The sequence below is a fragment of the Pseudomonas sp. RL_15y_Pfl2_60 genome (assembly GCF_963970595.1).
Taxonomy (GTDB): Bacteria; Pseudomonadota; Gammaproteobacteria; order Pseudomonadales; family Pseudomonadaceae; genus Aquipseudomonas.
Map to the genome: position 1 here is coordinate 109,339 of NZ_CAXAOE010000004.1, position 13,927 is coordinate 123,265.

The 13,927-nt window shown below is 55.0% G+C and carries 16 protein-coding genes and 1 pseudogene; 11 read left to right on the forward strand and 6 right to left on the reverse strand.

Annotation, left to right across the window (positions count from 1 at the left end):
- Positions 1-388: 388 nt before the first annotated feature.
- From AACY26_RS12120 to AACY26_RS12130, 3 genes and pseudogenes are all read left to right on the forward strand, one after another.
- Entirely contained in the window at positions 389-859 is a 471-nt protein-coding gene (locus AACY26_RS12120) for a Dps family protein (protein ID WP_339514328.1), read from the forward strand.
- Between the two features lie 278 nt (positions 860-1,137).
- Positions 1,138-1,458 (forward strand): annotated as a pseudogene (locus AACY26_RS12125) (cold shock domain-containing protein membrane protein); the annotation flags it as partial.
- A gap of 45 nt (positions 1,459-1,503) precedes the next feature.
- Positions 1,504-1,743 carry a cold-shock protein gene (locus AACY26_RS12130; RefSeq protein ID WP_339515138.1) on the forward strand — a complete coding sequence of 80 codons (240 nt, stop codon included), beginning with the start codon at positions 1,504-1,506 and terminating at the stop codon, positions 1,741-1,743.
- Between the two features lie 58 nt (positions 1,744-1,801).
- Here AACY26_RS12130 and AACY26_RS12135 read toward each other — a convergent pair whose 3' ends face one another.
- Both AACY26_RS12135 and AACY26_RS12140 read right to left on the reverse strand, forming a co-directional pair.
- Positions 1,802-2,008: a SlyX family protein gene (locus tag AACY26_RS12135; RefSeq protein WP_339514330.1), complete on the reverse strand. Its 207-nt coding sequence runs from the start codon at positions 2,006-2,008 to the stop codon at positions 1,802-1,804.
- A gap of 2 nt (positions 2,009-2,010) precedes the next feature.
- A complete protein-coding gene (locus AACY26_RS12140; RefSeq protein WP_339514332.1) occupies positions 2,011-2,436 on the reverse strand; it encodes an HIT family protein in 426 nt (141 codons plus the stop codon).
- 730 nt (positions 2,437-3,166) lie between these two features.
- Between AACY26_RS12140 and AACY26_RS12145 the strand changes: the two genes are divergently transcribed.
- Entirely contained in the window at positions 3,167-4,435 is a 1,269-nt protein-coding gene (locus AACY26_RS12145; RefSeq protein ID WP_339514334.1) for an OprD family porin, read from the forward strand.
- Between the two features lie 100 nt (positions 4,436-4,535).
- Here AACY26_RS12145 and AACY26_RS12150 read toward each other — a convergent pair whose 3' ends face one another.
- Positions 4,536-4,952 carry a PaaI family thioesterase gene (locus tag AACY26_RS12150; protein WP_339514336.1) on the reverse strand — a complete coding sequence of 139 codons (417 nt, stop codon included), beginning with the start codon at positions 4,950-4,952 and terminating at the stop codon, positions 4,536-4,538.
- Between the two features lie 104 nt (positions 4,953-5,056).
- On the opposite strand from AACY26_RS12150, the gene AACY26_RS12155 reads away from it, so the two are divergent.
- Together AACY26_RS12155 and AACY26_RS12160 are read left to right on the forward strand one after the other, a co-directional pair.
- Positions 5,057-6,772 (forward strand): proline--tRNA ligase, encoded by a 1,716-nt coding sequence (locus tag AACY26_RS12155; protein ID WP_339514338.1) that lies wholly within the window; start codon positions 5,057-5,059, stop codon positions 6,770-6,772.
- A gap of 24 nt (positions 6,773-6,796) precedes the next feature.
- The gene (locus tag AACY26_RS12160) at positions 6,797-7,750 is read left to right on the forward strand and encodes a hypothetical protein (RefSeq protein WP_339514340.1); all 954 of its coding nucleotides are present in this window, start codon (positions 6,797-6,799) and stop codon (positions 7,748-7,750) included.
- 60 nt (positions 7,751-7,810) lie between these two features.
- Here AACY26_RS12160 and AACY26_RS12165 read toward each other — a convergent pair whose 3' ends face one another.
- Positions 7,811-8,098, reverse strand: coding sequence for an acylphosphatase (locus tag AACY26_RS12165; RefSeq protein ID WP_339514342.1), 288 nt, complete (start codon positions 8,096-8,098; stop codon positions 7,811-7,813).
- A gap of 6 nt (positions 8,099-8,104) precedes the next feature.
- Positions 8,105-8,584: a TlpA disulfide reductase family protein gene (locus AACY26_RS12170; RefSeq protein ID WP_339514344.1), complete on the reverse strand. Its 480-nt coding sequence runs from the start codon at positions 8,582-8,584 to the stop codon at positions 8,105-8,107.
- A 30-nt stretch (positions 8,585-8,614) separates the two neighbouring features.
- Here AACY26_RS12170 and AACY26_RS12175 point away from each other — a divergent pair, with 30 nt between their 5' ends.
- A complete protein-coding gene (locus AACY26_RS12175; RefSeq protein ID WP_339514346.1) occupies positions 8,615-10,024 on the forward strand; it encodes a PilZ domain-containing protein in 1,410 nt (469 codons plus the stop codon).
- A 180-nt stretch (positions 10,025-10,204) separates the two neighbouring features.
- A complete protein-coding gene (locus tag AACY26_RS12180; RefSeq protein ID WP_339514348.1) occupies positions 10,205-10,597 on the forward strand; it encodes a hypothetical protein in 393 nt (130 codons plus the stop codon).
- Positions 10,598-11,020: 423 nt separating this feature from the next.
- Here the strand turns inward: AACY26_RS12180 and AACY26_RS12185 are convergent, their stop codons facing one another.
- Positions 11,021-12,247, reverse strand: a complete 1,227-nt coding sequence (locus tag AACY26_RS12185; RefSeq protein WP_339514350.1) for a virulence factor BrkB family protein — start codon at positions 12,245-12,247, stop codon at positions 11,021-11,023.
- Positions 12,248-12,415: 168 nt separating this feature from the next.
- On the opposite strand from AACY26_RS12185, the gene arsC reads away from it, so the two are divergent.
- Genes arsC through AACY26_RS12200 form a run of 3 tightly spaced genes read left to right on the forward strand, consistent with a single transcriptional unit; the run spans position 12,416 to position 13,774 of the window.
- Positions 12,416-12,769: an arsenate reductase (glutaredoxin) gene (arsC, locus tag AACY26_RS12190; protein ID WP_339514352.1), complete on the forward strand. Its 354-nt coding sequence runs from the start codon at positions 12,416-12,418 to the stop codon at positions 12,767-12,769.
- Positions 12,766-13,371, forward strand: a complete 606-nt coding sequence (wrbA, locus tag AACY26_RS12195; protein ID WP_339514354.1) for an NAD(P)H:quinone oxidoreductase — start codon at positions 12,766-12,768, stop codon at positions 13,369-13,371. The genes arsC and wrbA overlap by 4 nt, the downstream gene beginning before the upstream one ends.
- A complete protein-coding gene (locus AACY26_RS12200; RefSeq protein WP_339514356.1) occupies positions 13,364-13,774 on the forward strand; it encodes a DUF2069 domain-containing protein in 411 nt (136 codons plus the stop codon). The genes wrbA and AACY26_RS12200 overlap by 8 nt, the downstream gene beginning before the upstream one ends.
- Positions 13,775-13,927 lie beyond the last annotated feature (153 nt).

A 13,927-nucleotide genomic window follows, 5' to 3' on the forward strand; every position in this document is an offset into this window, starting at 1 on the left:
TTCGTAGGCTGCACGCCGGGACGCCCAGCGTCCAACATTTAGCTTCAGGCAAATCTGGCCGTATGCATCGATGTCAGCTGATCGCGGACGAGCTGCAGATCTCGGCAAAGCGCGAGATTATATATGGTTAAGCCGCTACATGCAGCCGCCCCGCTACGGCTATTCGATCACAGACCGGATCACTCGACTTGGTCGGCGGCTGAATACACCGCCAAACAGACCCGCATTGCCAGTCCATCGCTAACAATTATTGAACCAAAAGCCCCCAAATAGACTCAAGCAATGACACCCATTGAGACAAGCATGGGCACAGTGCCATACTGCCAATGCTAGAATTTGCCCATATTTAGGGCACCCAATTCACGCCCAACCTGAGAGGATAAAAGGTATGGAAATCAACATCGGAATCGCCGAACAGGATCGCGCAGCAATCGCCGAAGGGCTTTCTCGCCTGCTGGCAGACACCTACACCCTGTATTTGAAAACCCACAATTTTCACTGGAATGTCACCGGCCCGATGTTCAACACCCTGCACCTGATGTTTGAAGGTCAGTACACCGAACTGGCAGTTGCCGTTGACGACATTGCTGAACGCATCCGCGCCATTGGCTTCCCGGCTCCAGGCACCTACGCAGCTTATGCGCGCCTGTCTTCGATCAAGGAAGAGGAAGGCATCCCAAGCGCCGAGGAAATGATCAAGCTGCTGGTTCAAGGCCAGGAAGCTGTGACCCGCACCGCTCGCGGCATCTTCCCGCTGCTGGAAAAGGTCAACGACGAGCCCACCGCCGACTTGCTGACCCAGCGCATGCAAGTCCATGAAAAAACCGCATGGATGCTGCGCAGCCTGCTCGCTGCCTGATCGAGCGTTACGTCGCAATACCACAAGGCCCGACATATTCGGGCCTTGTCATTTATATCAGCTGAAACTTACCGGCCAGCAAAGCCGGGAACAGCCGCGTCAGCAGCATTGAGTCCCCTCGCCCTTTACTGTTAAATACGCCTCCGTGCTAGCGACTCCGCTTTTGGCATTTATTAGCACGCCTGCCTGCTTACGCTATCCACGCCTTTCACATCTACGGCAACGCATACGCAGTCAGTTTTCCTAGCGATTGGTTAAATCAAGTGAGCTCATTAAACATGTTGAAAATCGTCCACCTACTGACGGGTCTAGCAGCCCTGCTTCTATCCTTTGTCCCCAGCCTTACAAATCACGCCCCGGCATTCCTGCAACACGCCGATGCGCTATGCCTTGCCTTGTTTGGCCTCCTCAATCTCACCCTAGCGCCTCAACTCCCTATCTGGCACGCCGGATCACGCAGTGCACTGCAAAATCTGGTATCCGTGCTTTTACTGACCGCCACCGTACTGCAAGCACTGATTCTAGTTGCACCGCTGCCGGTGATCGCCCATCTGCCAGCCACACTGTTCAGCCTACTGGTACTGGCCGCCGGTGTTTTGCTGCACCTGTGCATCAATCTGCGGTTCGCCTCGTCACGCCAGTCAATATCATCCCCCACCGATGCCAACCGTGAAAACGGCACGGTCAAGTGGTTCAATACGTCCAAGGGCTTTGGCTTCATCTCCCGCGACTCAGGCGACGATATTTTCGTGCACTTTCGTGCAATCCGCGGTGAAGGCCACCGCGTATTGGTCGAAGGCCAGCGTGTTGAGTTCTCGGTAATGCAACGCGACAAAGGCCTGCAAGCTGAAGATGTGATCGCCGCACCGCCCGGACGGCGCTAACCGGCAAATACAAAAAAACCCGCACTTTGCGGGTTTTTTTGTAGGTATCGATCAGTCATCAATAGTGAGGCGGCGGCGCCTCATCCTCTGAAATCTCAATTTGCCCGGTCAACTCTTCCTGACGCTTGGCCAACCCTGCTACCTGTAACTGCAGGTGATCGATACGCCTTTGTTGCTCCACCAGCACATCGTTGAGTGACTGGATGGTGTCATCCTGGAACGCCAAACGCGTCTCGAGCTCGACTACGCGGCTTTCAATATCCATGCTCATACTCCGACACTGCTAAAACCTGCAAAATTTGCTGCACTCAGGCGCTGGCGAAGGTCGGCGATCTCGGCCTCAGTATAGGCCTGCGCAGGCGCCTTCCCCCAGACAGGTGCTGGCCAGGCAGCATCGGTTGTGCGCCGGACCACCACATGCATATGCAACTGGGAAACCATATTGCCCAAGGTCGCGATATTCATTTTATCTGCCGCAAACGCTTGCTTTAAGAACGCCGCAAGCTGCGAGGTTTCCTGCCAGAGCAAAAGCTGATCCGCCGCATCCAGATCAAACACTTCAGTCACTGCCTCACGCCGTGGCACCAGGATAAACCATGGGTAGTTGGCATCATTCATTAACAGCAAACGACACAGCGGGAAATCGCCGACAACCTTGGTATCGCTGTGCAGGCGTGAATCCAACGTGAACATAAATAACCTCGTAAAAATGGTAGTAACAAAATTGTAATCAAACAGCCTGTACCCTATAGCCGAGGCGTAAGGATACGCGCTGAGACGAATTCAAGCGCAAAAGCCGCGAAATCGCTCAAAAAATAACCAGCCATGGCGCGCACCAAGAGGTTGCACGGACAATTTCTGGCAGGCATCTGGATGCACCATTTTGTTCCCTTCGGTAATAAATAGCCTGTTAAATCTAGGCTGGGACAAACCCCAGACAGACACCGGGGCAAACTGCAGATACAAAATTGAAACAGCGTCTCAAGCATTGAAATTTCAAGAAAAAATGCTTGTGAGGCCCGCAAAGACTAGCTATAACATGGCCCCAGATCAGCCAGCCGCCAGCAAGAGCGGAAATGATGATCAAGGAATTTGGCAAAGATTGCATTTTGAGCACGACTTTTGCTTGGTTCTGCGACAACGCTCGGAATGCGGCGTAGCAAGGCCGCAATCAGGGCTTTATAAGTGAACAATTACAAGATCCGTTGGCGTTATTTTAGAACACAAGTGAAACCTACAAAATTGCGACATGCTTCATCAGTATTTGCGACATCACTGAAAAGAACTAGCAACGAGCAGGTGGCAACTATCGCCAATAATGGCTGCGTGTTATAAGTTAGCGCCGACACAAAAAGAAAGAGCCGCCCATACAATAATTAATTGGGCAGCACAACTCTTCTAAAAAACCAAAGGAGCAGTCACGATGCAAGTGATGAAGTGGAGCGTAATGGCCCTGGCAGTAGCCGCGGGTAGCACTCAAATGGCTTTCGCCTCTAGCCAATCCGAATCTAACGGCTTTCTTGAAGATAGCAGCTTCGACATCTTCAACCGTGTTCTGTACATGAACCGTGATTTCCGCAATGGGCCTAACCCATCAGCTCCTAAAGGTGACAGCGGTTACCGCGAGGAAACTGGCTGGGGCTTGCGTACCCTGTTTGAATCGGGCTTCACCCAAGGCACCATCGGTGTTGGTTTTGACGCTTTCACCCTGAGCAGCCTGAAGCTGGATGGCGGTAGCGGTCACGGCGGCAGCGGCCTGTTCTCGGCAGATAGCGAAAGCAACTACGAGAAAACCCAATCCCAAGCTGGCGGCGCGATCAAATTCCGCGTATCCAATACCGGCCTGAAATACGGTGACATGTTTGTTGCCAGCCCAGTATTCAGCACAGACGACAGCCGTATCCTGCCTGAATCTGCTACCGGTACTTACCTGGTCAGCAACGAAATTGAAGGCCTGGAACTGAGCGCTGGTCGCTTCACTGCAATGAGCAGCCAGGTTGCTACCGGTCGCGACACGATTGACGGTACTGGCTTGAAGTCAGCCAACATCTACGGTGCAAACTACAGCTTCACTGATAACCTCAGTGCTGGCGTGCACTACTCCGACGTTGAAGACTACTTCAAAAAGACCTACCTGAACGTCAACTACAACCTGCCTATCACTGAAGAGCAGAGCATCAACTTCGACCTCAATGGTTACCACACCAAGGGTGATGGCGACGAAATCTATGGCGAAGTTGACAACAATATCTGGAGCTTGGCAGCTGCTTACAATATCGGCGCGCACACCTTCACTGTTGCTCACCAGCGCTCTACTGGTGATGCTGGCTACGTCTACGGTGTAGACGGCGGCGGCACCATCTACCTGGCGAACTCGGTTCAATACTCCGACTTCAACGGCAAAGACGAGACCTCTTGGCAGGGACGTTACGACATCAATATGGCCAGCTATGGCGTACCAGGTCTGAGCTTCATGACCCGTTACATCGTTGGTGACAACATTGATGTTGGCACTGGCACCGACGCTCAAGAGCGCGAAATCGACATCGAAGCCAAGTATGTAATTCAAGATGGCGCTGCGAAAGACCTGTCTTTCCGTGTACGTAACGCCTTCTACCGTTCTAGCAATGCATACGGCGGCGATATCAACGATTTCCGTCTGATCATGGACTACCCGCTGGACGTGCTGTAATCCTCGGTTAGTTTGTAAGCGTTATAAAAACCCGGCCTCGGCCGGGTTTTTTATTATTTAATACTGTATCGCCTGGCGATATATAAACAGCACTATGGTCTTAAATAGGCAGCGCATAAGTTCCCGTCACATGGGCGACCAGCTCATCTTCATTGCCCGCCGAATACAATGCGACTTCACACACCGCCTGGCGCCGACTTAAACGCAATATTTTTGCCTGCGCTAATAAATCGACCGCTTTTGGTTTGACCAGGAAGTTGATATTCAAGTTAGAAGTCACCGCCATTTCAACGCGGCCCAATCGACCCAACACCACCGCATACATCGCCGCATCCGCCAGGGCCATGATAGTCGGCCCCGAAATAGTGCCGCCGGGGCGCACCAATCTTGCGCAGAAGGGTACGCGCGCCAAGGCGCCTTCAGAATCAAGCCGGTCGATGGTCAGCTGCATCTCTTCAGCTTGCGGCAATCCGGACCAGATAAGTGCTTGTACTTGCTCAGCCGTTAGTTCCGACATCCTAATCCTCCTTATTGTGCGTAGCTGCATCCTATACGTCTCAGTGCAGGCACCGTACAATGCCGGTCAATTAATTGCCCTTGCAACAGACAGAACGGTCAACCATGCGTACTAGTCAGTTCCTGCTCGCCACACAAAAAGAAACCCCATCCGATGCCGTCGTCGTCAGCCATCAGCTGATGCTGCGCGCCGGAATGATCCGCAAACTAGCTTCTGGCCTCTACACCTGGCTGCCGATGGGCCTGCGCACCTTGCGCAAGGTTGAACGCGTAGTCCGCGAGGAAATGGACGCCGCAGGCGCACTCGAAGTGCTGATGCCAGGTATCCAGCCCGCCGAACTGTGGCAAGAATCTGGCCGCTGGGAACAGTACGGCCCAGAACTGCTGCGCATGAAGGACCGCCATGGCCGTGACTTTTGTGCAGGCCCGACCCACGAAGAAGTCATCACCGATATGGCGCGCAATGAGCTCAACAGCTACAAGCAGCTGCCAATCAACATGTACCAGATCCAGACCAAGTTCCGTGACGAGATCCGTCCACGCTTTGGCTTGATGCGCGGCCGTGAGTTCATCATGAAGGACGCCTACTCCTTCCATGCGAGCCCAGAGTCCCTGCAAGAAACCTACGACCGCATGCATCAGGCGTACTGCAATGTATTCAGCCGCCTGGGTCTTGATTTCCGTCCAGTGCAGGCTGACACCGGCTCGATTGGCGGCACTGGCTCCCATGAGTTCCATGTGCTGGCGGAGTCTGGAGAAGATGATATCGCGTTCAGCGATGCATCCGATTACGCCGCCAATATCGAAAAAGCCGAAGCTGTACCGCGTGAAACCGAGCGCGGCGCAGCCAGCGAAGAACTGCGCCTGGTCGATACGCCAAACACCAAGACCATCAACGATTTGATCACTGGCTTTAACCTGCCAATCGAAAAAACCATCAAAACGTTGATTGCCCACGGCACCGAAGAAGGCACCCTGGTTGCCCTGATTATCCGTGGCGACCATGAGCTCAACGAAATCAAGGCAGCCAATCTTGAACAGGTTGCAAACCCGCTGGTTTTCGCCACAGAAGACGAAATTCGCAGCGCTGTTGGCGCAGGCCCAGGCTCACTTGGCCCGGTTAATATGCCAATCACCTGCATCATCGACCGCTCGGTGGCGATGATGAGCGACTTTGCCGCTGGCGCCAATATCGAAGAGAAGCACTACTTTGGCGTTAACTGGGAGCGCGATTTGCCGTTGCCAGAGGTTGCAGATCTGCGCAATGTCGTCGAAGGCGATCCAAGCCCAGACGGCAAAGGCACGCTGGTGATCAAGCGCGGCATCGAGGTGGGTCATATCTTCCAGCTCGGCACCAAGTACAGTGAAGCGATGAACTGCCAAGTTCTGGGTGAAAATGGCAAGCCAGTCACCCTGAGCATGGGCTGCTACGGTATCGGCGTGTCGCGCGTTGTCGCCGCTGCAATCGAGCAGAACTCAGACGAGCGCGGGATTATCTGGAATGACGCCCTGGCGCCCTTCCAGATCGCCCTGGTGCCATTGCGCTACGAAACCGAGGTTGTTCGCGAAGCAACTGACAAGCTTTACGCCGAACTGACCGCTGCCGGTTACGAAGTATTGCTTGATGACCGTGACAAAAAGACCAGTCCGGGCATCAAATTCGCAGACATGGAACTGATAGGCATCCCGCACCGCATCGTGGTCAGTGACCGCGGTCTTGCTGAAGGCAACCTGGAATACAAGAGCCGGCTCGACACTGAGGCTCAAGCCGTTCCAGCCGCTGACATCCTGTCGTTTATCAAAGCACGTATCAGCCGCTGATTTCAGCCAATAGCAAGAGCAATCATGTTCAATAGAAACACCTTACGCCTTGGCGGCGCCGCACTCTGCGGCGCCGTTTTTCTGAGCGGCTGCGCCAACCAACTTCCTCAACGCAGTGAGCATGAGGAACGTATCGAGCGCAAACTACTCGACCACAGCCTGCTGATAGACGCGGGGCAACCCGGCGTGCTTGAACTGCCGCAGCGCCGCGTTCGGATAAATGAGCAAAAGACCTTTGAAGTCACCGCCTTTGAAGTCACGCGTAAATACGACCGCTACACGCCCTATCAGCCTTGGCGCGAGTTGTACGAAATTCCGCTCGGCGCTCTAGCCGTAGTGGCTGGCGTGGGTGCCAATGTATTGAATGTGGTTTTGCTGGGCAGCTTGCCAGACACCGCCACCAAAGACTGGATCAGCTACGGCTTTGCCGGCCTGAACCCATTTATGAATGTGCAATCCAACGGCCGCTCCCAGCAAAACCTGGCCAGTATCGACGAGCAGCGCCAGGATGCCCGGCTCGAGTATTCGAGCCTGCCTTGGTCTGAACGCCCGGTGCTGGTCAAGGCTGGCGATGAACAGCATGAGCTTTCGACTGATCGCGGCGGCGTGCTGCGTATCAACCTGCTCGACAGCCCATTTGCCGAACAGGATATCAGCCGCGTCAGCTCATTGCTGATCAGTGTCGAGGACCCGGACAGCGATGTTCGAGCAGATGCCAGCCTGATGGTCAGCCGCACGCTGCGCGGCAAGCTCAACGAGGCACACGGGCTTATTTATGATGACCTGGAAGGCGATGACACTCGCCAGTGGGTGCATCGCGTCAAACGGCTTTCCGAACTGGGCCTCGAAGAGGAAGCCAGCGAGCTTGAACAAAGCCTGATCGAACTGACGCGCAACGACCCCGAGCTGCAAGAAGCATTCTTGCGCTCACTGACCAAGGATGCTGGTCGCTTGGTCGCCGATCCCGGTAGCGACTAGACGCTAAAGCGGCTCGCTTATACGGGCAGCCGATACTCAAGTGAAACAGGGGTCGCCACTTCAGCGAATGATAAAACCGGCGATCCCCTGAACGCCTTGCTCGGTCAGCTCAACAGCCTCGACTCTGGCCTTTTTCGGGCCGTGCTCAAGCCATTTGCGCATCGCCTCTAAAGCTTGCCCTTCAGCCTCGCACATCACCTCGACCCGGCCGTCCGGCAAGTTCCTCACCCAGCCATCAATACCCAGCTGCTCGGCTTGTTCTGCCGTCGCCTGGCGGAAACCCACGCCTTGCACCCGACCACTGATGTAACCGTGCAAACTGGCTCTAGTTTCGAGTTCATTGCTCATATCGTTTTAGCCTTCAGCCTTTAGCTCTGCGAGTTTGGTCTTGATGCCTTCTGCAGTCTGCTCACCCAGCAAGCGCTCACGCGTACGTCCACTATCATCAATGATATAAGTCACCGGCAAGGCTTCACTGCGCGGTAATTTGTAACGCTCGGCGGGATCGTTGGCCAACACTGTAAAGGTGATGCCCAACGCCTCACTGACCTTTTCAAGCTCGGCGCCCTGCAAATTATCGAAGTTCACGCCAAGGACACTGACGCCCTTACCAGCCAACTCTTTATCCAGGGCATTGAGCTGCGGAATCTCAGTTCGACAAGGTGCGCACCACTCGGCCCAATAATTGATAACTAACCACTGGCCTTCAATCCGTTCAGCAGGTACCTTGCGTCCATACTGGTCAACACCAGTCGCGTCTGAGCATGCTGTCAGGACGACCACTGCAAATGCGCCTAGAACTATACGAATGACCCATTGGAGTTGTGCAGCCATGTATTCGATCCTCGTGCTGGCAGGGTTGATATGACACTCGATGCCTTGCGCCTGGAGGTGCCGGACATCATTGATGAACAAGGCGTGCCACAGTCTGAGCTCGCAAAATGCTTCAGCAAGGCTCGCACAGAGCCGCTTGACGCTGCCCTGGAGCAGGTCGTCAGCCTTTTGTTTCGGCTCAATCGCAGCACGATGACCTTACTCGAAAGACAGCGTGCGCTGCAAAACTTCAGCGATGAATATCGCCACTACTCGCTTTCCCAACAAAGCCACATACCGCCGCCGCTGATGTACATACACCTGTGCAGCGAACTGGCAATTGGCTTTAAACGCTTATTACTGCAAATCCTGCAAGGCCGTAACCCGTCGCGCCCACACTTGGCGTGGTGCCTGTATATGGCGCAGCATTTCCTGGCACAGACCCAACTGCGCCATTACCAGGTCTATCAAGAGCCGCCGCCAAGCCTGTGGCGTGACAGCCACCTGCTCTATTGGATCGGCGAATATCAAGCCTGCCTGGATGAGCCTGTGGCCGCCGCCTTCAAACCTGCGCCCTCTCCAACGCTGCGCGGCGTTTACCAGCAAATGCTGCTAATGGCTCTGAGTAACCCGTTTCACCTGCACGAAGGCGAGTGCCTGCTGCTATTTAGCGCCCTGGCGCCGATTACAGGGCTAGCGCGGCTTTTGCCCTGGGAAGAAGACGACGACAGCGAAGGGCCGGTCGTTGACCTCAGCGAGTCACAACCCTGCTTGAGTTTTGATCAGCCTGTGGCGGGCGATCCCCAGTACTTGCGCCGTTTCGAGCTTGGCGCCCTATTGGTTGCATTGCACGAACCTGCCCCGCTGCGAACGGCTGCCGAGAGCAACGTCCTCAACCATGTCCAACAACACTGGATGGGGCGTCAGCAACGGCGCCATGAGCGTGCTGAGACGCCATCGAACTGTGATTTACTGGTTGGACTCAATACGATCCATGCACAACTGCTGGGGCAGCGTCCGCCTCGCACCGAGGTCAAGGTAGTTGACGCCAGCCCAGGCGGTGCCCGCATCCTCTGCAACCCGGATCGAGCCAAAGCGCTGCAAGTCGGTCAGCTCGTACTTATTGTCAACAGCAGCGAGACACCCACGTTGGCATTGGTACGTTGGCGTCACCTGAACCCGGCGGGCTTGCATATCGGCCTGCGCTACCTCAAAGGTCTACCTCGTCCGGTCTGGCTGCGCAGGGCACCGGTTGCTCAAACCCACCCGGGGCTGCTGCAAAGTACACCGGCCATTGGTAGCGGCTGGCATCACGGTTTATGGCTGCCGCTTGGCCAGTTTGTTGAGGGCGAAAGCCTATGGCTGCAGCTCGCCAACTCTAATAGCCAGAAGATCCTGCCGCTGCCCGCCTCCAACCTCAGCACACCCTTGGTGAGTCGCCATCCAATGGGCCTGAACTAAGACATCTCTGAGAACGACTGCGCTACCTTCCAGAGGCTCCCTAGGCGTCTTGGCAAATCCTTAAATCTGCGAGACTGATCACGCCGGACCTCGCTTGAGCGCACAGTTTGTAGCGCACGGCGAGGTTTATAATTTGCTGCAATGGTGATGTAGAAATCAGCTCTCAGCCCGGATGCCAAAATGCCTCAGCCACACGACACGTTGATCGGCCCCGTTCCCTCTCAAATAGTCAAAAGCGCACGCCAACAAGTGAGTGCTTTCGAGGGGCGCATCGCTGAATACAACGTGGCAGTCTGGCTGCATGTTCCAGGGCTGGCCAACTTGCCTGCATCGCTGTTTGTGACCTATACAGACGCTGGCAAGCGGCGTGAAATTGCGATTGATCATGGCCAGGTCAACGCCCATAACAAGATCATGCTGTCCGGTGTTGCGCGGCTACCTTTCAAGCAGCAGATCGAAGACATGCAGCTGCAACTGCGCAGCGCAGTGAGCTTCCAAGCCTTGACGGTTGAAGAACTCTTTGTACAAGCTGCCGAACTCGAAGCAAGCGCAAGCCATCAAGCGCTGGCTTGACGGCCTAATTCGAGAACAACCCCAGACTCTGCAGTGCCCGACTCAACAGCCTCGGTATACGTGTGAGCATGTGCGACAAGTGATTCAGGCCAATGGGCAAAGCGCAGCCCAGTCAGTCGGTTCAGCCGCTCAAGCGCTGCATCCGAATCATAGGCACACAGTGGTACAACCTTGCCCTGTTTTTTACTCATACCCAGCGTTAAGCCCCCTGATTGTCTGCTTTATCACAGATCGAATACTTGCCTGATCTCGCCCAGCTAAAACCACCAGCCCGACAACCCAGGCCGCAATGCGACCGAGGCATTTATCCAATTCATTGTCAGAAGCATTGCCAGAAGCATGCCAGCCTTGGCTTACCCGGCGCATGCCGCATACTGGCAATAGCTGTGGCCCGGGCGAGCGGCAGTTCGCCGTAAACTGACACTATTTGTCAGTCGTTGCAGGCTTTAACCACTGCGCCAGGCTACCCTCAAATAACTGCGCCTGCTGTTCATGGAAGCGCTCAAGCACATCGCGCAGTGCCGGATACCAAGGCTCATCCAATGACTCAGGCAGTTGCTCAATTTGCGGCATCGGCCACGGGCTTTGACTGATCAGCCGCTGCAAAGAAAAACTATTGAGATCGCGAATCAACACCCAGGCACTGGCCCCACTGGTCGTGACCAGCCGCTGATTTTCAAGAAACCCCAGCACCTCTTCCCATTCATGCTCAGGTAAGCGCCAACCTTTACGGCGAACATCGCGATAGCGAACTTTCAAACCCGACTGTTGCCGCTCATAGAAAACACGCAAAACCGCCATTACCAACAAAATCTTCGGAATGTCCAAGCGCCGCCACTGGTAGGACGATGAGAGATTGCACACCAGTTCAGCGCCAAATAGCACAATCAACCAAGACAAATAAATCCAGAGCAAAAACAGCGGCACAGTGGCGAACGCCCCATAAATAAGCTGGTAGCCCGGAAAGAAACGCACATACAAACCAAATATCGTCTTGGCAACCTCAAACAACACCGCCGTAAACAGACCGCCAATCAGCGCATGTTTGAGTGGCACCTGTGCATTGGGAACAGTCGCGTAAAGCAAGGTAAAAGCCGCCACGCTAAAGATAAGCGGCATAAAACGCAGCAGGGTCTTCGCCCCGATCAATGCATCCGGGCCAGACATCAACGACAAGGATGCAACATAGGTGCTGATAGCAAACCCTGCGCCGAGCAGGATCGGCCCCAGGCTGAGGATCGCCCAATACAGCAAGAAGCTCGAGACGCCACGCCGCGCTTGGCGCACGCGCCAAATGGTGTTGAAGGTTTTCTCGATGGTCACCAGCATTAAAAATGCAGTAACCGCCAGGATAATCACCCCAATCCAGGTTAGCTGACGTGCCTGGACCGTGAAGTTGCGCAAATACTCCTGGACAGTCTCGCCCGCCGAAGGCACGAAATTGCGAAACACGAAGTTCTGGATTTGCTCATCCGTGCCCTGAAAAGCTGGAATCGCCGAGAGCATGGTAAAGGTGACGGTCATCATCGGCACCACAGCAAACAGCGTGGTGTAGGTCAGAGCAGCCGCATTGCTAGTCCCCTGATCGGCAAAAAACCGCTGGAACAGAAATCGCCAGAACTCGAGCCATTCTCTTAACTGTTGGCGCATGCCTTCTCCTTAGCTGACCGCAGTATAGCCACGCATTTTCCTTGATATGAGTCAGTTGTGCCCTTAATCGACAACCCAAAGCAAGGCTTTACTGCACACAGGGCTACGCACATCAACGCTCGACACGGTTAGAATAGTCGCCACCTGACGCAAGATACGAACCCGCACATGACCGATTTAACGCTATACCACAACCCGCGCTGTTCAAAATCACGCGCTGCATTGCAGCTTTTGCAGGAGCGCGGCCTAACACCCGAAATCCTCCTGTATCTCGACACGCCGCCAACTGCCGAGCAGCTCAATGAAGTACTGGGCAAACTCGAAATCAGTGCCCGCGACCTGCTGCGCACCGGCGAAGACGCATACAAAACGCTGAACCTCGCCGCACAGGATCTCAGCGAAGCTGAGCTGATTGCAGCAATGGTTGCTCACCCAAAACTGATCGAACGACCGATTCTGATCGCAGGTAACCGAGCCGTGGTTGGTCGCCCACCCGAGCGCGTCCTGGAGATATTGCCGTGAGCGCAGCTTATATTCTGGTCTTGTATTACAGCCGCCACGGCGCAACCAGCGAAATGGCCAAGCAAATTGCCCGAGGCATCGAAAGCACCGGGCTGGAAGCACGCCTGCGCACCGTGCCAAACGTTTCAACTGAGTGCGAAGCCACAGCCCCTGAGATTCCGGAACAAGGCGCCCGGTATGCAACCCTGGACGACCTGAAGAACTGCAGCGGCCTGGCCCTTGGCAGCCCAACGCGCTTTGGCAATATGTCAGCCTCGCTTAAATACTTTCTTGATGGCACCAGTAACCTCTGGCTAACCGGTGCACTGACAGGCAAACCGGCAGGCGTGTTTACCTCGACTGCCAGCCTGCACGGCGGTCAGGAAACCACACTGCTGTCGATGATGATGCCGCTACTGCACCACGGTATGCTGATCACCGGTTTGCCATACAGCGAATCAGCCCTGCTTGAAACCCGTGGCGGCGGCACGCCCTATGGCCCGAGCCACCACGCAGGCGCAGACGGCAAGCGCGCATTGGACGAGCACGAGAAAAGCCTGTGCAGAGCACTTGGTCAGCGCTTGGCTGAAACAGCTCAGAAATTGGAGAAGCCACGTGGCTAAACAAAAGAAGCCACTGCCAGAATTGTCGTGGCTGGAACCCCGCGTGAAGCTCAGTCGCGCGCTAAGCCTGTTTAACTACATCGCACTGCTGGTCTTGATCACCCTCTGGAACCTTGCGTTCGCTGACCTGCATGGCGCACGTATCTGGGTGGTGCTGAGCATTCAACTGGTGCCGCTGTTACTGCTGGCACCGGGTGTTGTTCTCGGCAATGCCCGTGCACATGCCTGGCTATGCTTTGTGATCAACCTGTATTTTATTCAGGGAATCCTGGCCGCCATCGACCCGGCAAGAGCGCTATACGGCGCGCTGGAGACGGTCATCAGCTTTGCCCTGTTCTGTAGCGCCCTGCTCTACACCCGCTGGCGCTTCCAGTACGACCGCAAACTGGCAGGCGAACAATAATCAGGCGAATAGCTGCCTGAAACGCGGAGCTTACCCCTGTAAGTGAGCATTTTCGGGTAGCCATTCAACGCAGTATCAGCAAGCGCAGTCGCTTCAAAGCAGAATGCAACCCAGCCAGCAAAGAACCTATGCGCTTCTATATCCAAGCTTAAA